Annotated in this window: 16 protein-coding genes and 4 pseudogenes; 13 read left to right on the top strand and 7 right to left on the bottom strand. The window is 68.6% G+C overall.

Annotation, left to right across the window (positions count from 1 at the left end; genetic code table 11):
- Positions 1–1,048: 1,048 nt before the first annotated feature.
- Positions 1,049–3,769 (bottom strand): multifunctional oxoglutarate decarboxylase/oxoglutarate dehydrogenase thiamine pyrophosphate-binding subunit/dihydrolipoyllysine-residue succinyltransferase subunit, encoded by a 2,721-nt coding sequence (locus ACWGJB_RS17290; RefSeq protein ID WP_453380984.1) that lies wholly within the window; start codon positions 3,767–3,769, stop codon positions 1,049–1,051.
- A gap of 494 nt (positions 3,770–4,263) precedes the next feature.
- On the opposite strand from ACWGJB_RS17290, the gene ACWGJB_RS17285 reads away from it, so the two are divergent.
- From ACWGJB_RS17285 to ACWGJB_RS17270, 4 genes are all read left to right on the top strand, one after another.
- On the top strand, positions 4,264–4,719 hold the full coding sequence (locus tag ACWGJB_RS17285) for a DUF6884 domain-containing protein (protein WP_453380983.1): 456 nt from the start codon (positions 4,264–4,266) through the stop codon (positions 4,717–4,719).
- 336 nt (positions 4,720–5,055) lie between these two features.
- A complete protein-coding gene (locus ACWGJB_RS17280) occupies positions 5,056–6,564 on the top strand; it encodes a CoA-acylating methylmalonate-semialdehyde dehydrogenase (protein WP_453380982.1) in 1,509 nt (502 codons plus the stop codon).
- A 129-nt stretch (positions 6,565–6,693) separates the two neighbouring features.
- Complete coding sequence (locus ACWGJB_RS17275; protein ID WP_453380981.1) at positions 6,694–8,226, top strand: SLAC1 family transporter; 1,533 nt, start codon at positions 6,694–6,696, stop codon at positions 8,224–8,226.
- A 627-nt stretch (positions 8,227–8,853) separates the two neighbouring features.
- Positions 8,854–9,858, top strand: a complete 1,005-nt coding sequence (locus ACWGJB_RS17270) for a GlxA family transcriptional regulator (protein ID WP_453380980.1) — start codon at positions 8,854–8,856, stop codon at positions 9,856–9,858.
- 72 nt (positions 9,859–9,930) lie between these two features.
- On the opposite strand, the gene ACWGJB_RS17265 is transcribed toward ACWGJB_RS17270, so the two are convergent.
- Positions 9,931–10,239, bottom strand: a complete 309-nt coding sequence (locus tag ACWGJB_RS17265; protein ID WP_453380979.1) for a nuclear transport factor 2 family protein — start codon at positions 10,237–10,239, stop codon at positions 9,931–9,933.
- Between the two features lie 203 nt (positions 10,240–10,442).
- On the opposite strand from ACWGJB_RS17265, the gene ACWGJB_RS17260 reads away from it, so the two are divergent.
- Positions 10,443–11,024 (top strand): DNA-3-methyladenine glycosylase, encoded by a 582-nt coding sequence (locus ACWGJB_RS17260; protein ID WP_453380978.1) that lies wholly within the window; start codon positions 10,443–10,445, stop codon positions 11,022–11,024.
- 315 nt (positions 11,025–11,339) lie between these two features.
- A complete protein-coding gene (locus tag ACWGJB_RS17255; protein WP_453380977.1) occupies positions 11,340–11,540 on the top strand; it encodes a hypothetical protein in 201 nt (66 codons plus the stop codon).
- Here ACWGJB_RS17255 and ACWGJB_RS17250 read toward each other — a convergent pair.
- Positions 11,513–11,788 (bottom strand): annotated as a pseudogene (locus tag ACWGJB_RS17250) (MarR family winged helix-turn-helix transcriptional regulator); the annotation flags it as partial. The gene ACWGJB_RS17255 and the pseudogene ACWGJB_RS17250 sit on opposite strands and share 28 nt — an antisense overlap.
- A gap of 72 nt (positions 11,789–11,860) precedes the next feature.
- Positions 11,861–13,212, bottom strand: a pseudogene (locus ACWGJB_RS17245) (NF041680 family putative transposase).
- Positions 13,213–13,467: 255 nt separating this feature from the next.
- On the opposite strand from ACWGJB_RS17245, the gene ACWGJB_RS17240 reads away from it, so the two are divergent.
- From ACWGJB_RS17240 to ACWGJB_RS17230, 3 genes and pseudogenes are all read left to right on the top strand, one after another.
- On the top strand, positions 13,468–14,019 hold the full coding sequence (locus ACWGJB_RS17240; protein ID WP_453380976.1) for a TerD family protein: 552 nt from the start codon (positions 13,468–13,470) through the stop codon (positions 14,017–14,019).
- A gap of 244 nt (positions 14,020–14,263) precedes the next feature.
- Positions 14,264–14,539: pseudogene (locus ACWGJB_RS17235) on the top strand (DUF6233 domain-containing protein); the annotation flags it as partial.
- Positions 14,540–15,059: 520 nt separating this feature from the next.
- A complete protein-coding gene (locus tag ACWGJB_RS17230) occupies positions 15,060–15,350 on the top strand; it encodes a DUF3732 domain-containing protein (RefSeq protein ID WP_453380975.1) in 291 nt (96 codons plus the stop codon).
- A 90-nt stretch (positions 15,351–15,440) separates the two neighbouring features.
- On the opposite strand, the gene ACWGJB_RS17225 is transcribed toward ACWGJB_RS17230, so the two are convergent.
- A complete protein-coding gene (locus tag ACWGJB_RS17225; RefSeq protein WP_360496509.1) occupies positions 15,441–15,761 on the bottom strand; it encodes a hypothetical protein in 321 nt (106 codons plus the stop codon).
- A gap of 465 nt (positions 15,762–16,226) precedes the next feature.
- Complete coding sequence (locus ACWGJB_RS17220; RefSeq protein WP_453380974.1) at positions 16,227–16,391, bottom strand: hypothetical protein; 165 nt, start codon at positions 16,389–16,391, stop codon at positions 16,227–16,229.
- An 841-nt stretch (positions 16,392–17,232) separates the two neighbouring features.
- On the opposite strand from ACWGJB_RS17220, the pseudogene ACWGJB_RS17215 reads away from it, so the two are divergent.
- The 4 genes and pseudogenes from ACWGJB_RS17215 to ACWGJB_RS17200 form a co-directional block, all read left to right on the top strand.
- Positions 17,233–17,631: pseudogene (locus tag ACWGJB_RS17215) on the top strand (transposase); the annotation flags it as partial.
- 76 nt (positions 17,632–17,707) lie between these two features.
- Positions 17,708–19,294, top strand: a complete 1,587-nt coding sequence (locus ACWGJB_RS17210) for an ISL3 family transposase (RefSeq protein ID WP_453380973.1) — start codon at positions 17,708–17,710, stop codon at positions 19,292–19,294.
- 231 nt (positions 19,295–19,525) lie between these two features.
- A complete protein-coding gene (locus ACWGJB_RS17205; RefSeq protein ID WP_453380972.1) occupies positions 19,526–19,969 on the top strand; it encodes a hypothetical protein in 444 nt (147 codons plus the stop codon).
- Positions 19,970–20,172: 203 nt separating this feature from the next.
- Positions 20,173–20,523, top strand: a complete 351-nt coding sequence (locus ACWGJB_RS17200; RefSeq protein WP_453380971.1) for a hypothetical protein — start codon at positions 20,173–20,175, stop codon at positions 20,521–20,523.
- An 820-nt stretch (positions 20,524–21,343) separates the two neighbouring features.
- Here the strand turns inward: ACWGJB_RS17200 and ACWGJB_RS17195 are convergent.
- Positions 21,344–22,402 carry a hypothetical protein gene (locus tag ACWGJB_RS17195; protein WP_453380970.1) on the bottom strand — a complete coding sequence of 353 codons (1,059 nt, stop codon included), beginning with the start codon at positions 22,400–22,402 and terminating at the stop codon, positions 21,344–21,346.
- Between the last annotated feature and the right edge of the window lie 130 nt (positions 22,403–22,532).

Here is a 22,532-nt window from a genome sequence, read left to right as displayed (position 1 = left end):
GTGGTCGAGGGGTCGCTCCACAAGGGATGTGATCGCTCAGCTCGTAGTCGGATGACGGTCCGACCGCGACCGGCATCGACAACTCCGCTTGAGGAAAGGAGGCGTTCTGCACAACCCCTCCTCGGTCGATCAGACGTGGACGGCTTCTGTGCCGCCACGGCCGTGAGACGTGACGACCGAGGCGAGGCGACCGTCAAGGCCGGGGCGTGTTGCGCCGCTCGTCCACGCGTACCGAGTGCGCGGCCACTTGATGGCCTCCCCTGCTCCCTCACGTCGCGTGCAGCCGCCGGGCATTCAAGATCGTCCAGCGCCGAGGCGTCCTGGGGAATCGGAACAGGTTGTTTGGCCTTGGCCGCGGCCGCTTCAGGGAGCGGATCTCGTGGACGCGGCCGTCGTCAAGGCAGATGTCGTGCCGCCCGAACCCGGCGGCGAGTACGTCCGGCGCGGACGTCGTTCAGCGGCCCCACTGCCGCTCGCCTGCGGGTACGGCCATGGGATGGGGCCACCGCAGACCGTCATCGGACACCCGTCGGCGCCAACAATTGCCAATTCGGTGGAGCCGATTGCCGACGTCGAAGCCAAGTACGTCCACGGGCATCCCCGCCCGGGGGGATCCAAACGGAATGCATCCGCGGCCGCATCTTCACCACCCGGGCCGAGGCCAACCTCGCAGAGAAGCACTACGCCGACCAGGCAACGACCGAACGAACGAACCTCGTGGGGGCCTTGGCCCAGTCGGCGACCACACCGGGTACGCCGGCCACGGCTGCGCTGGGCGGGCTCGGTGTGTGGCTTCGATCTGCTGTGGCTGGTACTCGCTCTACACCGTGCTCTCCGCGGCGTGGGCGGTGGTGTCCGGCACTTACTACGCCACGTCGCCGCAACACGCGCGGCCCCGGCGGACCCGGAAGAACCGGGCGCGGCTCGGAAAGCCGTCAGTGCGTCTCAGGCACAACCGGTCCCACTGATGACAGCCGCCGATGACGCACCGCGGGACGGGGCGCGCTCACATGCGGAGGCGCCCCGTCGTTGCACCGTCGGCGGACACTCAGTGGAAAGCCGATGTCACCAGGGCGTTCTGCTCGATGGCATGGCGACGGGCGGAGCCGACGGCGGGGGCAGGTGCCTCCGGTCGACTGACACACTCAGGGGCGTGGTCGCCCAGCCGGTGCAGGCGCGGCCCGACGAAGAACCACGCTCCTTGGTTTTCGGGTTCCTCCTGCACCCAACGTACCTCCACACCGGCAGGGAAGCGGCCGAGTTCCGCCACGAGCTCTTCCCCGGGGAACGGGTACAGGCGCTCCACACGGACAATCGCCGTGTCCGACAGGCCGGAGCTGTGCCGGTGGGCATCGAGGTCGTAGAAGACCTTGCCCGAGCACAACAGCACACGCCTGACCCGGGCCGGGTCCACCGTGTGATCCGGTATCACCGGTCGAAAGCCGCCTTGTGTGAACTCGGCCAGCGTGGAGGTCGCGGCCTTCGTCCGCAGCATCGACTTCGGGGTGAAGACAATCAGCGGCCTGGTGCGGTCGCCCAGCCCCTGCTGCCTGAGCAGATGAAAATAGTTGCTCGGCAGGGAGGGCAGGGCGACGGTCATGTTGTCCTGTGCACACAGCTGAAGGAAGCGTTCGATTCTGGCGGAGGAATGGTCCGGCCCCTGCCCCTCCAGGCCGTGCGGCAGCAACAGCGTCACCGCGGAGCGCTGTCCCCACTTCTGTTCGGATGACGCGATGTACTCGTCGACGACCGTCTGAGCGCCGTTGGCGAAGTCCCCGAACTGGGCCTCCCACAGCACCAGAGCGTCGGGGCGCGCCAGCGAGTACCCGTACTCGAACCCCAGCGCCGCCAGTTCGGACAACATCGAGTCGTACGGTGTGAAGCCCTGGGCCCGCGGGACCAGGGTGTTCAGCGGCGTGTGCTCCGCGCCGGTGCGCCGGTCGGTGAGTACGGCGTGGCGTTGGCCGAACGTGCCGCGGCGCGAGTCCTGCCCCGCCAGCCGCACCGGAACCCCCTCCAGCAGCAGGGAGCCCATCGCCAGTGTCTCCGCGGTGGCCCAGTCGATCGCCCCGGTGTCGAGCATGGCCGTACGCCTCTGGAGCTGTGGCAGGACACGCGGGTGCACGGTGAAGTCTCGTGGCAGGTCGGTCTGCGAACCGATGACGTGCCGGGCGGCCGCTTCGTCGATCGCGGTCACAGCCCGATGGTCGACGGCCCGTTCCTCGGCGTCGCCGGAACGGACGCCATCGAGGGCGTCGGAGAGGGGCAGGGCCCGGGTCTCGGCGAAGGCCCGCTCAAGATGCTCCTGGTAGTTCCGGCGTGCGCCTTCCGCCTGCCGCTCGCCGATGTCCCCTCGTCGGACCAGCACCTCGGCGTACAGCCCGCGCACCGAAGCCTTGGCGTCGATGCGGTCATACATCACCGGCTGTGTGATGGACGGGTCGTCGACCTCGCTGTGCCCATGCCGCCGGTAGCAGACGAGATCGATCACGACGTCCTTGTGGAACGCCTGGCGGTAGTCGAAGGCCAACTGCGCGACCCTGGCGACGGCCTCCGGGTCGTCACCGTTGACGTGGAAGATCGGGGCCTCCACCGTCCTTGCGACATCGGTGGCGTACGTGCTCGAACGGCCGTTGGCAGGTGTGGTGGTGAAGCCGACCTGATTGTTGATGATGACGTGAACCGTCCCACCCGTGCGGTAGCCGGGCAGCTGCGACATGTTCAGGGTCTCGGCGACCACGCCTTGGCCGGCGAACGCCGCGTCACCGTGCATGACGACCGGCAGTACCGGGAAACGCCGGCCGCGGTCCCCTGCGAGGTCCTGCTTTGCGCGCACGACTCCCTGAGCCACCGGCCCCACGATCTCCAGATGCGACGGGTTCGCCACGACCGAGACGGCGATCGTGCCGCCTTGCAGGGCACGGTAGGTGCCCTCCGCGCCGAGGTGGTACTTCACATCCCCGGATCCCTGGACCGAACGGATGTCCGCCGCGTCCTCGAACTCGTGGAAGATCTGCGCGTAGGACTTGCCCACGATGTTGGCCAGGACATTGAGTCGGCCACGGTGGGCCATCCCGATGACGACTTCCCCCACGCCTTCCTCGATGGCGCGGAGCAACAGGGCATCGAGCAGTACGATCGCCGACTCGCCGCCTTCGAGCGAGTACCGCTTGTGGCCCACGTACTTGGTCTGCAGGAACGTCTCGAACGCTTCCGCCGCACCCAACCGGTAGAGGATCTGCAACTGTTCGGCGCGGTCGGGCCGACGCTGCGGTCCCTCGATCCGCTGCTGGATCCAGTGACGCTCGCGGGAGTCCTGGATGTGCATGTACTGGAACCCGACGGTGCGGCAGTAGAACTCCTGCAGGCTGTCCACAACGTCTTGAAGAGTCATCGCGTCGTGCCCGGCGAACCCGTCCACGACGAACTTCTCTTCCCGGTCCACATCGTGGAGTCCGAAAGCGGCGATGTCGAGCTCTGGATGTGCGGCGGCGGGCTGCGACGTGAGAGGGTCGGTGGCGGCCACCAAGTGGCCGCGCACTCGATACGCGTGGATCAGCGCCGCAGCCCGGACCGCCCTGACCGCCGCCTCATTCCCGTCGTCACTCCCGACGGCCATGGCGGTACTTCCCTCTCCGCCTGCCAAGGAGGCCGGGGAGGCGAAGAAGTCCCTCCATGACTGACCGACCGAGCCCTGGTCGTGCAGGTACCGCTGTCGCTGCTCGTCCACGACCCACTCATTGAGCCCGAACTCCAGTCGGTGAGCCACCGTTCGACCGGTGCGTGATTGCGAGGCCACAGCTGGAACGCCTTCTTCCCTCAGTCGGAGCCGTCGGTGCCGGACGCGGTCAGGCTGTCATCCGCCTACGTGTCCGAAGACCTCGCATCCGTTGCGGAGGTCAACCCGTTCGCCCACTTCCCGCTGACGACGGTAGGGCGCCGGGAGAGCTGAGCCGAAGAGCCAGACCGGTCATAACTACCTCGTATATGGACATCGGGCCGGGGAGCCGATGCCCGCGCGGAATGCCGCCGCCGCACAGCCGAGGCGCAGGGTCACCTCGTGTCCTGATCCGAGGGCTTCAAGTCCACTCGGCCGAGATCGCTGCTGTGCGAAGCCTGGTTGTGTGAAACGCAAGCCACACCCCGCCCCCTCTCATGGGCCGCCCGACAGCCGCCCGTGCGCCGGCACCTTGTACCCGGCCTGGTCGCCGCTGTCACCGCGACGACACGCAACACCACCCACAAACAGTCAGGAGAGCAGCCATGACCGCATACGAGCATGTCGACTGTCTCGGACCGGAACTCGTTGTCATCCCCTGTGGCAGCCGCAAACTGGGATGGCCCGCGCGAGCGGCAGACATGTACCTCGGCTCTTACCACCGTGCGTGCCGCAGGCCAGCCGAAGCGCTCCAGCCCGAGCGTCTGCTCATCCTCTCGACACGCTACGGCCTCCTGGACCTCGAGGACGTCATCGAGCCGTACGACACACCCCATGGCACGGCCGGTTCGACAACAGCCCGGCTTCTCCTGGAACAGGCAACCGAGCGCAACGTCGTACACCTCGACCCCGTCGTCGCCCTCGGTGGCGCGCGGCATACGGCCCTGGTCCACACGGTCTGGCCGCACGCCCGCACGCCGCTGGCCGGGACGCGCGGCATGGGCGAGCAAATGGCCCGCCTTGCAGCGATACGCGAAGGGCAAGCTCGGCACCGAAGGTGATGCCCTGTGCGCAGAGGCGGAGGAGATTCGGCCCTGAGCAGCCCTTTGAGTACCGGTCAACGGGCACAGCGATGCGCCTCAGCCGTAGAAGCCGGCCCCGCCCCAGGCCATTTTCGAACACGTGGCGAACACGGCGGCGCTCGGCAGGCGGGTGAACCACGCCACAACGGTACGGGACCTGAGGGAGGCACTTCGGGCCGGGAGGCTCCGAAGCGCCTGCACGTGCAATTCGGCTCGGTAGCTTCGATGTCAGCCGCCCTACTCACACGGGCGTGGTGGGGCGTCCGAACAAGAACCGCGCGGCCCGCCGCCGTCATCCTTGAAGGAGTTCCTCCGATGAAGACCGTCACCCACTGGATCAATGGCAAGCCGTTCAGTGACGCCCCAGGCGCCTCCGGCACCTGGGGCCCCGTCACCGACCCCGCGACCGGGGAGGTCACCGCGCAGGTTGCGATGGCCGGCGCCGACGAGGTCGACGCTGCGGTCGCCGCGGCGAAGCAGGCGTACGCCACCTGGCCCACGTCCTCGCTCGCGCACCGGATCGCGATCCTCTTCCGCTACCGCGAGCTGCTGAACGCGCGCCGCGACGACCTCGCCGCGCTGATCACCGCCGAGCAGGGCAAGACCCACGCGGACGCGCTGGGCGAGGTGGCCCGGGGCCTGGAGATCGTCGAACTGGCCTGCGGGCTCGGCACGGCGCTCAAGGGCGAGACGTCCACGGGGGTGTCGAGCCAGATCGACGTCGCGTCGATCCGCCAACCGCTCGGTGTGATCGTCGGCATCTCACCGTTCAACTTCCCCGCGATGATCAGCATGTGGATGTTCCCCATGGCGATCGCCTGCGGGAACACCTTCGTCCACAAGCCGAGCAGCAAGGCCCCGTCCGCGTCCATGCTCCTCGCGGAACTCGCGGCCGAAGCCGGCGTGCCCGACGGTGTGCTCAACATTCTGCACGGTGACGAGGTCGCGGTGAACGCGCTCCTCGACCACCCGGACGTGGCGGCCGTTTCGTTCGTGGGCTCCACGCCTGTCGCCCGCCACGTGTACACCAGGGCGTCCGCCAGCGGCAAGCGTGTCCAGGCCCTCGGCGAAGCGAAGAACCACATGCTGGTCCTGCCCGACGCCGACCTCGACGCGGCGGCCGACGCCGCCGTGACCGCAGCCTACGGCTCCGCAGGTCAGCGCTGCATGGCAGTCTCCGTGGTAGTCGCGGTCGGCTCGGCGGGCGACGCGCTGGTGTCCCGGATCGCCGAGAGGGCTACAAAAATCAAGATCGGCCCGGGCAACGACCCCACGGCCGACATGGGCCCACTCATCACCAAGGCGCACCGCGACGAGGTCGCAGACTATGTCGCGGGTGCGGCCGCCCAGGGAGCCGACGTGATACTCGACGGCAGGGGCTTCACCGTCGAGGGCCTGGAGAACGGGCACTGGATGGGCATCTCGCTCCTCGACAAGGTCAGCACAGACTCGGACGCCTACCGGAACGAGATCTTCGGTCCCGTCCTGTGCGTGCTGCGCGCAGAGACCTACGAGGAGGCCATGGCCATCATCAACGGCTCCCCCTACGGCAACGCCAGCGCCATCTTCACCCGCGACGGCGGCGCGGCCCGCCGGTTTCAGCTGGAGGTCGAAACCGGCATGGTCGGCGTGAACGTGCCGATGCCCGTGCCGGTGGGCTACCACTCCTTCGGCGGCTGGAAGGACTCGGCCTTCGGCGACCACCGCATGTACGGCAGCGAAGCCACGCACTTCTACACGCGCGGCAAGGTCATCACGAGCCGCTGGCCGGACCCGGCCGAGACGCCGGCCGGCCCGGACCTGGGCTTCCCCGCGTCCCACTGACCGCCGCAGGCCCGCACGCGCTGGTCGCGCCGGGTGGCTGCGCCTTCGGTCCTGCCCCACCATGCAGTCAGCCGGGCTACGACCTACCAGTAAAATGATGCTACGGCGAGTGCGGCCGGAGGACGCGTCATGACCAGGATCATCTGCCGCAGAATCGATGAGCAGACGCCACGCGTGGACGGCGAGGTCGGCGAGCGCGTGCTGGTCGACCGGGCATGGCCGGAAGGCATGCGCAGGCAGGGCGCACCACTCGACGCGTGGTTGCGGGAGGTCGCACCGTCCGTCGAACTGCAGCGCTGGTACGGCAACAACCCCCAGCTGTTCGGTGAGTTCCGCCGCCGCTATCTCACCGAACTGGGTGATCAACGGCACCGGTACGCGGCTGCCCGACTTCGGGACCTGGCCGAACACCGCAGCCTCACCCTGCTGACCGTCACCCAGGACATGGACCACAGCCATACCACGGTCCTGGCCGAATGGCTCACCGAACCCGGCTCTCACGATGAGTGGCGTCCGGATGCCGCCCTTCCCAAGCACGGGCGTACCCCGCCCGGCTCCCGGCCGCCCGGATACCGCGCGGCCGTCTCCGCCGCGGTGGCCAACCTCAACCCGGGCGCGCTCGCGTTCGTCATGGGCACCGGCATCGTCTCCACCGCCCTGTACGTCAACGGCGCCAGCACCGCCTCTGCCATACTGCTGTGGGTGGCCGTGGCCGGTTTCGCGCTACTGGTGCCCGCCTACGGCTGGCGGCTGCTGCGCCGGCGCGAGCGGTTCGTCGCGGATCTCCTCGGGCCGCGTGCCTTCGCATTCCTCACGCTCGCGATCTCCTCGAACGTGCTGGCCGCACGTTTTGTGCCGGACCGCCACACCGCAGTCGCCGGGGCGTTCCTGGCGTTCGGGACGCTGGGGTGGGTGGTGCTGGACTACGGCATCCCGCTCGCGCTCATCACCACCCTCAAGCGAGGCCCCTCGCTCGACCAGGTGAACGGCACCTGGTTCCTGTGGGCAGTGGGATCGGAGTCGGTTGCGGTCGCAGCGTCCTCGCTGGCCTGGGTGACCCCGGGACACGTACTGGCCGTGCTGGCGGTGGTGTGCTGGGCCGTCGGCATGATGCAGTACCTGCTGACCGCCGCACTGGTCCTGGCCCGGCTGCTGGCCCGGCCGGTGCGGCCGGAAGGCCTCATGACGTCCGTATGGATCTTCATGGGGGCGGCGGCGATCGCCGTGCTCGCCGGAGTCCGGCTGATCGCACTCCCGCTCGGCAGCACGATGTTGTCGCGTCCGCTCGTCATCGGGGCGTCCGTCGTCCTGTGGGCGTTCTCAAGCTGGCTGATCCCGCTCCTGCTGGCACTGGGCGTATGGCGGCACGCGCTGCGCCGCATCCCTCTGCGCTACGAACTCGGCTGGTGGAACCTCGTCTTCCCGGTCGGTATGTACGCGGTCACCACGCACGAGCTGGGACGCGCGACCACTACCTCGTGGATGACGAGCGTGGGCCGCTGGGAGGTCTGGATCGCCGCAGTGTTCTGGGCTGTCGTGTTCGCCGCCATGGTCGCCGCCAAGCTCCGGGCCCGTCCCACGACCGCGCACGGATCCGCCGGTGTGGGGCAGACGGCCCGCCCGCAGAGCACGGCCTCGACGGCGCCCGGGGCGCTGCCGTAGGGGCGGGTCACGCTGTCTCAGTGTCATCCGGAGCGTTGCACGGGCCCTGACATTCGGGCGCGCACGCTGCCGGACGGCATGGCGCAGGGAGTACCAGGCGACCACCGCCCAGGCCGCGATGAGCAGGACGTACAGGACGACGGCAGTCCAGACGAACAGCTTCGAGCCGGTACGGGCGGCGAGCGCGCTGGTGCCGGTGACGCAGGCGCCAAGGGGATCGTCGCCGGGCGACCGGCAGGGGGCGTGGTCGGCTCTCACCGGCCGGCACGGAGACTTCGGCCTGTTGGCGGCCTCGACGCTGTGTCGAAGCACCGCTCCCGCCACAGAACAGCACGCGCCATGACGCCCTCGCACCAGGACATCGAGCACCGAGCAGACCCGTGAGTGCCGGCCGGATGCTGATGTCCTCATCCGAGCTTGTCGTGGCCGCATATGTGGCCATGACGCCACTGCAGGAAACCGCTAAGAGCGGGTGAGGCGCCGAAACTCGACGCCTCGACCCATACAAAGGAACGCAGCATCATCCCGCGGCGACGCGGACGACGCTCAGCACGGGCGCGGGCGGCGTCCCCGGGCGGATGATGGTGTCCTCCACTGTGGGTCCCAGTTCCATTCGGGAGGCGCACGATGAAGGACAGGCCGACAGGCAGGAAGCCGCTGCTGGTGACCGTGCTGGTCTTCCCGGGCGTCCGGCTGCTCGACGTCACCGGTCCGATCGAGGTGTTCTCGACGGCCAACGAGTTCGGCGGCCGGTACCGCGTGCATACGGTCTCCCCGGACGGCGCCGACGTGGTCACCGCATCCGGCACCGGACTGCGCGTCGACCTGGCGGCCGCGCAGGTGCGCGGGGCCAGCGATGTGGTCGTCATCCCCGGCGGCCCGGAGTGGCCGTCTCTCATCAAGGACGACGCCCTGCTGGACGCCATAGGGGAGCTCGACGCATGCAGTTGCCGCACCGCGTCCGTCTGCACCGGGGCGTTCCTCCTCGCCGCGGCCGGCCTGCTCGACGGACGCAAGGCGACCACGCACTGGCGCTTCGCCGACCAGCTGGCTCTGCGCTACCCGCAGGTGACCGTGGAGATGGACGCCCTGTTCGTGCGCGACGGCCACATCATGACCTCGGCCGGCGTCAGCTCGGGCATCGACCTCTCGCTCGCCCTGGTCGAAGAGCACCTCGGGGCCGACGTCGCCCGCGCCGTGGCCAAGGACATGGTCGTGTTCATGCAGCGGCCGGGCGGCCAGTCGCAGTTCAGTGTCCGTACTCACACCCCGCACGCGAGACAGGAGATGCTGCGCCGGATCCTGGACGCGGTCGCCGAAGACCCGTCCGCCCCCCACACCCTTGCCGCCATGGCACGCCGGGCGGGTGTGAGCCCCCGCCACATGACGCGCCTGTTCCACGACGAGATGACCATGACCCCGGCCCGCTATGTCGAGCAGGTCCGCATGGAAGCCGCCCAGGCGATGCTGGAGGAAAGCGACAACCCCATGGCCACGGTGGCCCGGCGCACCGGCTTCGGCTCACCGGAGTCGCTGCGCCGCGCATTCACGCGCAACCTGGGCATCACGCCGGGGGCCTACCGGGCACGCTTCCGTACCACGCACACCGCGGGCGACGGCAAACGCGCCTGATGCCCTGGAGGTGTGCGGCGAACACAGGCAATCGCCGGAATCCGACAGCCCGGCCTTGCCGGACGAGGCCGATCAGGCCTCCTCGATGGTCCGCCCCGGCGTCGGCTCCGCGAGCGCCGCCCGCCACGCGGGCGTGCCGAAAAGAGCGGCGAAGTACTGCGTCTCGTGCACGACCTGATGGCCGACGAATCCCATGACAGTCACCGCGTACGAAGGCGCACCACCGTAGATGGTGACACCTTCACTCACCCATACATGCGCGTGGCCGGTGATGCGCAGGGTGAAGTGCCGGTCGGCCGGGTGCCCGCCGCGTTGCGCCGCGATCGTCTCGCGGCCCCGGAAACGGTCACTCGACTGCGGATGGTCCAGCATCGCGTCCACAGCGTAGATCGCATGCTCGGCCTCGAAGTCACCTCGCTCCGAAGCCTGTTCCCTCTTCTAACGGCATGGCGGGCATCTGGCTCGAAAGTCCGTATCCGAGCGCTCCACGGCAGCTTCTATGGCCATGGAGTGACGCAAGGAGTGCGCTGGGACTGTGAGGTCGCGGGATCCGGCGACCCGGAATCTCGACAGGAGGCACCGGCTTGACAGAGAACATGACGGTCCCGGGCGGGACCGATCACGAGCAGTTGCGAGCGTTCAATGGGCCAGGGGCGGCGTCGGCAGGGCGGCCCGCCTTGCGCGAGCACTTCTTCGACCGGCCCGCCCTTGAAGTGGCTCCCGAACTCCTGGGGGCTCTCGTGTTCTCGCGCTCGCAGCGCGGCGTGACGGCGGTGCGTATCACCGAGGTCGAGGCGTACGAGGGGCCGGACGATCCGGCCTCGCACGCGTTCCGGGGCCCGAACCGGACCAATCGAGCGGAGTTCGGTGCCCCGGGGACGTTCTATGTGTACCGGACGCACGCAGTGCATCGGTGCCTGAACGCCGTCTGCGGACCGGGGCGGCGTCCCGCTTCGGTGCTGCTCCGGGCCGGCACCGTCGTGGAGGGAGCAGACGTGGCGCAAGAACGCCGGGGACCTGGGGTGCGGGCGCACGACCTGGCGCGTGGGCCGGCCAACCTCGCCCGGGCGTTGGGCATCGGCGATCTGCGCCATGACGGGCAGTCAGCATGCGATGCAGGGGTGTCAGCCCCTATCGGGCGCACCCAGGGTACCGCCGGGGGATGAGGGCGCGGGGCTGACTCCTCCATCCCTACTGGGACACCGCAGGTGCCGACGCCGTTTCTCGGAGGCGGCGGCACCCGAAGGTGTTTCGGATTCGCTCCGGTATCGATCCCGGTACCGGCACCGGGATCGGCGACGAGCCCGCAGCGAAGACCACATGTGCAATCTCCCTGTCGTGGTCCGCGGCCACGCACACCCGGCGCCTGCGAGTTGAACACCTCAGGAAATGTCCGTGGGCCGGGTCGGCTCGCGCCCTCGCCTCCTGAGACGGCGTCCGGGGGCACGGCGGCGGCCCGGCCGAACAGAAGGGAATCAGTGATGACTCCGATCAGTCCCACTCCCGAACCGGATCCGCGCAGATGGCGCGCGCTCGGGATCATCTGCCTGGTGCAGGTGATGCTGCTCCTCGACGTGACCGTGGTCAATGTCGCGCTGCCTCCCATCCAGCACGATCTCGGCTTCACGACCACGGGCCTGGCATGGGTCGTCAACGGTGCCTCCGCAGGCCTGGTCACGTAGTCGTCTCGTTCCAGGGCTTGGAGCAGCACGTTCATCGTCTGCCGTGTCACGAACGCGCCCCGCGCGAGCTCGGAGTTCGACAAGCCCGGCCGCTGCGCCAGCAGCTCGAGACAGGAGTAGTGCGTCACGCTCATCCCGAGCGGCCGCAGCACCTCTTCCATGGCCGCGCGGAGGGCGCTCGACGCTTCTTTGAGCAGGTAGCCCAGTGACGTCTCCAGGTCGACGCCGACACCTTCTTGACTGTTCAACGCTTCAGAGGGAATCAGCGCGCTGGATTTGGTGTCTCCCAGAGCGACGGTGCACCCAATCTAGCTTGATCTTTAACCCGTGCGGCGGGGTCGTGGGGTGGTTGGCTTCTTCGTTCGCTGGTTCGCCGATGGTGTTTTGCGCGGTGTGTGCACGTCGTGGCGGGGTGTGGGTCGGGTGTTCTTTCGGCCCGGTGGCCGTCCGGGGCCGGGGCGGGAGTGTTTCGGTGCTTGGGCCGGACAGGCGGCTTGTGGGCGGATGTGCCGAAAGTCGCGGCGGACTCGGGCGGGGGTGAGCCTGTCCGGCGAGGTTGGTCTCTCCCAGGGCCGACGCAGGTCGGCTGCCAGCGGGCGGGCGAGCCGCAGTTGGGTGTAGGCGGCGAGGATCAGCCAGGTCCACCGGTCCGCCGCCTCGGGGGTGCGGATCTTCGGGGAGGTCCAGCCGAGGGTCTGCTTGAACAGGCGGAAGGTGTGCTCGATGTCGAAGCGTCGCAGGTATGCCTGCCAGAGGCGGTCGGCGTCCGCCGTGGTGGCGTCGGTGCCGGACCACCAAAGCCAGACCGGCTTGGGTGTTGCTCCGCTGGGCAGGTGGGCGATGTCCAGGCGGATCACTGTTCCCTCGACGATCGGGAGGGTGCCGTCGGCGGCTGCCCAGGAGGAGCGGTGGGTCAGTTTGGGGTGGAGCCGGTTCCATGAGCGGGCGGTGGCTTGGCCGTAGAGGCGTGTTTCGGTGACGGTTTCGGTGTCCGGGGTGCCCCAGGTGTCGGGCTGCCCGAAGACGAACTCGCCGCCGTGCCGGGGCGGTCGGCCCTGGGTGTGCGGCAGCCGGGGTGGGACGGCCCTGCGCAGGACGCGGTCTGATCGCATCCGGGCCAGCACCTGCACGGGCAGGTCTTTGAGGAGGAAGCCGAGGCGGGGTGCGTCGTATCCGGCGTCCGCGACGATGAGGATGTCCGGGTCGCCCGTCTGCCACTGCCCCGCGGTGATCAGTCGCTGGAGCAGCTCGCGCAGCTGCCGGGCGGTGACGTGTCGTCCCCGGGCGTCAGACGCAGTGCGTCCAGGGGTGCGGTCCATGAGCTGCGGCCTGGCTCGAGCGCGCAGATGATCGAGTAGGGCCAGCCGGGGACGGGGATGTGCTGGTCCTTGCCCCGGCCGTAGGTGTGGCGCAGGATCCGCTGTGGTGAGGTGTGGGCGTCGGGGCGTAGCCAGCAGGTGATGTCGACGGCCAGGACCAGCCGGCCGTCGGCAGCCCGTGGCAGTGGGACTTCGGCCAGTGCCCGCCGCAGCCGGCCGGCGTCGATGCGTCCACGGGCCAGGGCGGCGTAGAGCCCGCCATGGCCTCGGCGATGTTCACCCACCAGCGACAGCTCAGCCAGCGACCTCACCGGTCCGTCGCCGCACAGAACGGCATCGGCCAGCTCGAACAACGCGTCCGAACGAGCGGCCAGACAGGAGTAGAACTCGCCCCGGAAGCATGACAGTTGCGCCAATGTCTCCGACCGGGCGTCGTGATGCAGCAGACTCATCCTCACGGCCTTCGTGCTGGACGTGTGTGTTCCTTGACATCACCCTCGGCGCCAACACCCCCTCCGGTTCCCCGGCCAGGGCCGACGGCCCGTACCGGATCCGATCATTCACCGAGTGGAAGCAACGGACTCCCTCTCCGTCACGTCCCACACCCGTTGCTCCTCCAACCGTGTCCGCAGTCCTCGTCCCGGGCCAGACCCTCGTCCTGCCCGAAGAAGCCCGGCAGGGAAATTCACGTCTCTTTCAGCTTCGCTGGCGCCGACGCCGACCTCACTCTGTTCCTGGTCGGGAACGACGGCAGGGTCTCCGGTGACGAGGACTTTGTCTTCTACAACCAGCCGTCCGCTGCAGACGGCGGCGCCCGCCTCCTCGGCAAACAGCAGGAGGGCCCCCACACGGTCGAACGCGACACCATCCATCTGTCCGCCCTGCCCGACCGCGTGCAGCGGATCGCCATCGCGATCAACATGGACGTCGAAACCGGCCTGACCTGCGGATCCCTCACCCACGCAACCCTGGACCTCGACTGTGCAGGCGGCACTGCCTGGACGTTCAAGCCTCCCGCAGACCCCTCCATCCGCGCCATGGTCATCGCCGAGCTCTACCAGCACCTTGCCGACGGCCACCCGGTGTGGAAACTCCGAGCCCTCGGCCAAGGCTGGGCAGATGGGCTCGACGGCCTCGCCTATGGGGTCAACGTCGAATAACTTGCGCGGCGGGTGAGCATAGCGGCCCACTCGACCAGGGAATGAGGCAATTGTCGGAACCGACCGGAGCTGCCGGTAGCCCTCTTCCGACAGCCGGTCCGGGCAGCGCACATGCATCACCACACCCGGCCGACGCCCCGTCGACTCCGCACGCATCCAGCACTCACCTCCCTCGTCACAGTATCGAACAGAAAATCAAACACGCGAGAGCGGAGGTCGCGGTCGCGCACCTAGAATCAAAAATATGTTCGACAACTCGCGGGATCTTCCGGACGACCTGGAGCGGCTCCAGACGCTGCGGATCTGGCATGCCATGTGGCTGGAGCGCATCGACCGCAAGGCCGCCGACCTGCGGCAGCGGCAGGCCGAAGAGAACCGCGGCCGGGCGCGCCGCCCGCCGGCGCCGGACTGGATCCTCGAACTCGCCCGCGCCACGGGGCATCCCCTGGCCGTGCACCTCGGCGACTGCGGCATGACCGGCCCCCGGACACAGCCGGTCGGCCAGGACGACGCCCGCCGCCTCCTCACCACCGACGGGGTGTCGGCCTGCCCGATCTGCCGCCCGGACACCTCCCTGCACATCGTCGACTTAGCCGGTGACCCCGTGCACGCCGCACCCGGCGGCCGCGCCGTTATCGCACTGTCCACTGTGACCGGGGAACCCATGCCCGGACACCTCGGCCGACTCACCGCCCCCCATCCGCCGATCCGTCCAGGACCCAGCCCGGTTCGAACGGATGTGCCAGGACGGCCGGTATCCTGCGGGTTGGGTGGCCTGAAAGTGCCACCCGGAACAGGACACCGCCATGACCACGCCTCCGCCACCGATCTCGGAACCCGACCCGTCCGCGCTGGTCTGCCCCGGCGACCGGGTCGGATCGTGTGCCGGATGCCAGCGCAGGACCCACCGGTACGGCAGCGGCGGCAGCCCGCTGTGTCAGTGGTGCATGGCGAAGGTAGAGCCGGGATGGGGTCCGGCCGTGCGGTACATCCACACCCGCGCCTGACCGCCGCCCCGCGGCTACGCACTGCGTCGGGGCTTGCGGGCGGCCGACTTCTTCGCCGTCGCCTTTTTCGCCGTCGTGGTCTTACCGGACGACCACAACAAGGGCAGGGCGATGGTCACGATCGACCACGGACTGACCTCCCTCTACAAGACGATCCAGAACACGATCGAAGCCCTTGACGGTGATTTTCAGGTGATCGTGATGGAGCATGCAGACCTGGACGACGAGCCCTTCCGCAGCTCGGTCGAAGCCCGGTGGCGGCGCAGCAACGACCAAGCTCTCGTACCCCAGGATTGGATCACCGAAGAGATCGATGACGCCTGACCACACCCCGTCGGGCCCGCGGCGGCGGCCGTGGGCACGCCCCGCCGTCGACCAAGGGGCGCGCGGCGGGGTCGGACAGTCCCCGGCAGGTTAGGCGATCTCGGAGTCGATGCCGGTGATCACTGCGGGGCCGAGCGGCACGCCGTCCGCGTCGAGCCCGGCGTCCCGCAGCGCGGTGTCCGCAAGCCGCCGCGCCTCGCGCTCCGCGTCGGCATTGCTGTCCGCCTCCACGGTGAGCCGGAGGGCGAAGGTGTTGTCGTCGTTGACGGCAAGCACGTCCAGGTCCTCGGCGCTGCCCATCTTGGTGCCGTGCGGATCTGCGGGCCGCAGCGCCCGCCCCAGCCGCTGGCGTGCCGCGTCGTCGACGCCTGCGGTGAAGGTGCCGGGCACGGTGATCACGTAGGTGGTCATGACGATCCTTCCGTCGGGTGCCACACCGCCTACCCCAAATCACGGCGAGGAGTGCGTCCGTACCCCCGGGCGGCCCCATCCGTGCGGTGAGCGGTCTCGTAGATGAGCTCCCCCGATCGCGATGCCGCTGTACTCCCAGGAAGAGAACGTCAAGCTCCGCGAGGTCGCTCGCCGCGTCTGCGAGCAAGGCAGCCTCTGATCCACAGTTGGGGGCGGTTTCTCCGGCTCACGGGCTGAACCGGAGAAACCTGGACCCGCCAGCTGCCCCGGGGCAACGGTGATCCTGGCACCCGAGTCCCCCGCCAGGCCGCCCCCAGACCTCCCCGACCTGCAGCCCCGGACCTCCTCGGTGCAGCGACCAGACCACCCACGCGAGCGGCCCCAGCATCAGGGCGCCGCCGACCAGCCGGCGGCCTGGGGTGTGCTCCGGTTCCTGCTCGGGGGGCGCGGCTCGCGCCCCGCCCGCTAGACCCCGACAGGCGCTGCCGGGCGCGGGGTGCGCAGCCATGCCAGGAACGTCGCGCTCGCCGCCGTGGGGGCGGCGGGCGCGTAGGACGGCATCGGCGGGAGCGGCCGGGTAGGGCCGCCCGTGAGGTCCTGCCCGATCCCGCTGGTGCCGTACCGGGTCACGTCTCTCTTGTACTACCGCTGGAGCCGCACGGCTGCGCGGCGCATCGGCCGTCGCTGCGGTCCAGCAGGCAGGGGGTGGTCGGCGGCCTGGGGGTTACGGGACTTCCTCATAGGCGACGGTGGCGGTGGGGCACTGTTCGGCGAGGCGGTTCAGCGCCTGGACTTCGGCGACGTCCGCGCTCAGGCGCCAGCGGAGCCTGTCCGCGACCCAGTCCCGGATGGCACCCCGCCGCTGGACATACGTGATGCGATGCTGACGGCGCGCTAGGTGAGCTAGCGGAGGTCGTCATCGTAGGCGGACCACTCGGCGTCCTCGGGGTCGAGGGTCTTGTCCACGAACTCGATGTCGACGTGGTCCAGGTCCACCGAGATGCCGAGCGGTGCGCCCTCTTCCAGGAGCGCGATGGCGTCGGTGCCAGCCGGCCTGGTGGCGTAGAGCGGGCCGGAGCTTGGCCAGCTCCTCGGTCACCATGGTCTCGTGGGTCACGGCGCACACTGCTGTTCTCTCTGTGGGGGCGTTGGACAGGGGTCGAGGGCATTGGCTCCGTGATTCACCCGCCGAACCTGCGGTAGAAAGCAGAGTTCCATGGGAGGCCACGGCGCGACCTGGGCGGTCATCAGCTCTATCCCGGTGACCGCCCAACCGCTGACGAGCATGCAACCCTCCCAGGTCTCGGTGCGGGCCTGGACTACGGCGGGCATGCCGACCAACTGCCCGGCCGCGTACAGCACATCGGGTATCGGAGCTACCGCTCACGTCTGTGTCACTGGATGCCGGCTCACCAGGGTGTGTTCCTTAGAGATCGTCTCAACTGGCTTGATCACTAGGCTGGCGGCCGTGATGGCGATGGTGGGGCGTCTGGTGCCGGACGGGTTATGGGAGTTGTTCCAGCGCGTGGTCCCGGCTGCGCCGGTGCGTCCGCAGGGTGGGGGCCGACGCCGCTACGGTGATCGCGAAGTGCTGGCGGCGATCCTGTTCGTGGCCACGACGGGGTGTACCTGGCGGCAACTGCCGCCAGTCTTCGGCCCGTCCCGGCCGACCGCGCACCGGCGATTCACCGAGTGGAGCCGGGCCCGGGTATGGGGCAAGCTCCACCGCCTGGTCCTGGACGAACTCGGCGCGCGTGGCGAGTTGGACTCGTCCCGGTGCGCCATCGACTCGCTGAACATGCGCGCGACGAAAGGGGGGATCTGGCCACCCCGCCACAGACAGGCGAGGAGTGTCGACGGTCAGAAAATTGGTTCTGGCCGCGATTCCGTGAATCCCCAGGTAGGCGTTCGACTGCGGGAACGTTTCTCGTGGGGATTGCCCTGGTATGGGGGCTGCCGCGGTCGAGGATGTGCTGTTTCCCGGGATCGATGTGCGTGTCACGGCGGTGCACGCCACAGCGGAGAGAGTCGCGGTGGAGGCGTCGTCGTGTGGGCAGCCGCCGACCTGCCCGGACTGCGGCTGGCCGGGACGTCGCGTGCACTCCCGGTATGTGCGCCGCGTGGCCGAACGCCCCCTGGTGGGGCGGGCGTTGGTGATCCGGCTCAGTGTGCGCCGCTTCTTTTGTGAGCGGGCGTCTTGCTGTCGGCGGACGTTCGTCGAGCAGGTCCCGGATCTGAGCGAGCGGTATCGCCGTCACAGCGTTGGGCTGCGGCGATGGATGCAGGCCGTCGCTACGTTCCTGGGCGGTCGTCCCGGTGAACGCCTATGCCGGGTGCTGCAGTTACCCACCGGCCGTACTCATCTACTGGGCCTGCTCACGGCCCCGGCGGTGCCCGAGCGCGCTCCGCGGGTGCTGGGTGTCGACGAGTTCGCCTTCCGCAAGGGCTGGCGCTACGGAACCGTCCTGGTCGACATCGAAGCGGCCCGCGTGGTCGATGTCCTGCCCGACCGGGACGCGGCCTCCTTCGCTACCTGGCTGCGCGAACATCCCGGCGCGGAGATCATCTGTCGGGACCGGGCCAGTGCCTATTCCAGTGCCGTCCGTGAAGCCGTTCCAGAAGCCCAGGAGGTCGCCGATCGCTGGCATTTGCTCCACAACCTCTCCTCCGCGGTCGAGAAGACGTGCCATCAACACCGCTCCTGCCTGCGTAAACAGGCTGAAGCCGATCGCGATGCGGAGCCCCGGCGGATCATCAATCCCCTGCCACCGCCGACGTTGCCGCCCACGAAGATCGCTGTCCGCACGGTCGACCGGTACTCCGACGTCCATCGCCTGCTTGGGCAGGGGCACTCCGTCTCCGAGATCGCACGGCGACTGCACCTGGACCGCAAGACCGTCCGCCGCTTCCGCGACACCGACCTCGACGAGCTGCTTGCGTCCGCACGGCTCGGGCGCCCCAAAGGGGTGCTGGAGCCGTTCACCGCCTATCTGACCGAGCGGTTCACCGACGGTGTGACCAGCCCGACCGACCTCTTCCACGAGATACGCGAGCGTGGCTACCAGGGCAGCGACCTGCCCGTGCGCCGCTACGTGGCCGGGCTCAGGACCGGCACCGTCGAACCTGCCCGCGGCGCCATCCCGAGCCCACGCAAGATCACCACCTGGATCATGCTGCCCCGTGGCACTCTGAAGCTCCGCGAGGAGGAACAGCTCCTCAATGTGCGGCTGACATGCCCCGACATCGCCCGGGCGTGCGATCTCGCCTGGACCTTCCACGACCTGCTCCAACAACGGCGCGGCCACCAGCTGTTGACGTGGATACGCGAAGCCGAGCGCGACGCGCCGGCGCCCATCCTGTCCTTCGCCCAGGGCCTGTGCCTCGACCTCGATGCCGTCACCGCCGGCCTCACCCTTCCATGGAGTTCGGGCATCGTCGAAGGCCATGTCAATCGCATCAAGACGATCAAGCGGGCCATGTACGGCCGAGCCTCGTTCCGCCTCCTCCGCACCCGCATCCTGCTCCGATCATGAGCCGGGGATTCACGGAATCGCGGCCAGAACCAGAAAATTCCCCACGATCTGCATGATCAGCGTCAGGTATTTCCCCACCCCTGTGATCACGATTCCCCACCGGGGCGCTGACCATCGACGATGCTGCTGACCGCGCTCGAACCGGTGTGAGAAACCGTGCTGGGGACTGTTGATCACTCCGACGCTGCCATCTCTTTCGCAGAGACTCGGGCGCTCGTCTAGGGTGACACGGTGGGGTTTGAGCTGCGGGAACGGTGGGGCGCACAGCCGTTGTGGGCGAGACGGGTTCTCACGGTGTACTTGATCGGTTTCACTGAGGGCACGGGTTCCCACATCGCAGATCTGGTCCGTGGCGGCATCCACGCCTACGTGTCGTTTCCGCTGGTCTCTCTGCAGGTGTTCTTCGTCAGCCTGGTGATCCTCGATCCGTTGGCTGCCGTGCTGGTGGGACTTGTGCGGCGGGAAGGGATCTGGCTGGCAAGTGCTGTGATGGTGTTGGACGTCAGCGCGAACTGGTGGGGCAATCGGCACTGGCTGAGGGATGACCCTGCGCAGTTGCTCTGGCTGTTGCCCATCACTGTCTTCGGCCTGTTCGTCGTTGCGTTCGCGGTCCCCTTGTACCGCGCGGTTGCGGAGGCGGCGAGCAGGTTGTCGGCGGCCCTGCCGTCAGCTTGACGGCTCACGATACTCAACCGCTGCTGCCGGTCTCGGGGCAGTAAGTACGGTCTCTAATATTCCCTGTTTCAGGTGGTTTGGGGTGCTATTAGGTCTTCCTTGCGAATCGGTCGGGTTCCCCATGGGCATGCCGGTGCCCGGGTTGCCCCATAGGATCGCTGCCAGCGGACCGGGACAGCCGAGTGCTCCGCTGTGCCGCCGTCGTGGTCTGCACCGAAGCGGTTCTCATCCTGCTGTTGCGGAGTCACCTCCACAACGACGGAACGGTCGGGAGCCTGATCGCTCTGCCTGCCATCGCCCTGAGACTGACCCTGTTCAGCGGCGAACGCGCCCGGCTCGTGTACTCGGTCTCAGTCGGGTACGCGGCCTGCCGCGGTGACCTGCCGTGGCGTCTGATGCCGTTCCTCGACGATGCGCACCGGCTGGGCCTGATCCGTGCGGTCGGGCCGGTGTATCAGTTCCGCCACGCCGAGTTCCAGGACCACCTGGCGCCGCCGCAGCTGCCGCCGCCTGAGCCGCAACCGGCTCCCTCGCCCGCCGCCCCTCGCCGCTGATGGCGAACGCCCGCCCCTGACGGGCTTCCTCGTCGGCGCGGGCATCACGACGCTCTGGGAGTTCACCGGTCCCGCCGTGACGATACCCACGGTGATCCTGGCCGCCGTCCCGTACTGGTGGTGGCGACGCGAGCGGTCCCGTTGAGTGGGATCAGTAGCGAACTTCGTCAAAGCCGCTTAGTGCTGATGCCGTTCGGGATCGCGTGTCCATGAGCACGAGGCGGTCCCGCTCCAGCCAGGACTCGAAGCTGGCGTGCTGCCCGGGCGCCGCCGACCAGTACCAGCCCGGGAAATGGCGCGAACCCCGCGACCACCGAAACGGCCGTACCGGAACCGCGTCCTCGAACCTGGCCGTCGCGCAGTCCAGCAGGGGACGCCGCCGACGTGTGCCTGCGGCATCCTTGCACGACACCTCGATGTACGGCACGACCCCGTCCGTCCCAGCCGGTACGGCCATACAACACCCCCAACGTGCTCACCCCACACGACTAGGTTCGCCGTCAAAGAACCCGAAACGGCTGAGTTCGCTGTCAAACGACTCGATTGGATGTGTAGGGTATCGCCGCCCTTGGCATAGGCAGGGTTCCTGACCAGCTAGTTTCAAGCTGTCTCACGTCGATGGCCACTGGTCAGTCTCACGAGACGTGGCACATCCTCGGCACGCTTGCAAGGACGGCAGGAGTGCTGGTCGACAGCCCGCTGTCAAGCTGGAAACAGATGCGATTCACGTCTGCGCGGCCGTCGAGGCGGGACCATGCACGCGGGTAGGCGGGCTGTCATGAGATGCCAGGGCCCTCGGCAAGCTCTCACGACAGAACTGTCAACTGTTGCGGCGTGCCCACTGCGCGGCCCGGACCGTTCCCTCCTGAATGTCGTGCCGGGGCAGTTGGAGGCCGAAAGCGTCCTCCAGGGCGTGGAAGTACAGCTCGAACTCGCTGGTGAGTTCGGGGTGGTCCAGTTCGGCGCGGCGTATGGCCTGGTTGAGGAAGTCGAGCTGACCGCCTCGGAAGTAGGGGGCGCGGCCGCGGTCGTACCAGATCAGCTCCAGGACGCCCCAGTCGTCGTCGATACGGCGGCCGTCGCACATGTAGTCGAAGGTGTAGATGGCCTTCGCGGAGGTGGCGCTCAGGTGCACCGTCTCGGTGACGCCGAGCCGGGCGAGAGCTTCAAGCTCGGGCCCGAAGCCGGGGGTCTCGTGGTACATCAGGAACGTCCAGTCGCCGGCCTGCCCGAAGCAGCAGGTCTCCCAGACGATGTCCCAGTAGTCGAAGGTCCCGCCGTCCATGCTGCGCAGGTCCGCAAGACGGGTCCCGGCGGCGATCTGCGCGGGGTCGGCTCCGTGGAGCACGGCGATCTGTTCGGCGCTGATACTCCTGCCGCGGAAGAAGGCGAGGTGGGTGTAGGGGTCCTGCTCGCGCCAGCTGTCGGCGATCCAGGCGAGGCGTTCCAGCGGGTCGCGTCCGCACGCAGCAGAGGGCTGCGTACCGTCCATGCCGCCGTTGCGGAATCTGCTGCCCCAGGTGGGGTTGATCCGGTCCAGTAGCTCGGCCTGCCCGGAGACGAGATTGGCCACCGGGCCGCGGCCCGGGGACCGGGCCGCGATGTGCTCGGCGAGCTTGCGGACCGCGTCCTCGGCGGCGAAGTACAGCACCTGATCCAGGTCCTGAGTGGCGAAGACCTCCCGGTAGGGACCGATGTGGCCGTGCACTGTGCCGTTGTCGTCCAGGACCAGGAAGAGATGCCCGTGCGGCTCGCCCACATGCTGCTCGTACTGGTCGGGTGAGGTGCCGGTGGGCGGGAGCATCGCGTCGTCGAGCACGTCAGAGCCCGCGGCCACCTGGTGCCAGGCCCGCTTGAGTGTGTACGCCGATATCTGCATGGGCGTCAGTATGGGACCGAGCACTGACACGGCCGACTGATCTGCGACGACTCGGTGGCTGGCAAAGATCAGCGTCGTCTGGGTTCGATGGCAACGGACAGGAGTGCAGCCTGCCCTGAGACTGTGCAGC

The sequence above is a fragment of the Streptomyces sp. NPDC054813 genome, assembly GCF_053611365.1.
Note: the sequence above shows the minus strand (reverse complement) of the source record. Positions and strands in the feature narration are given on the sequence as shown.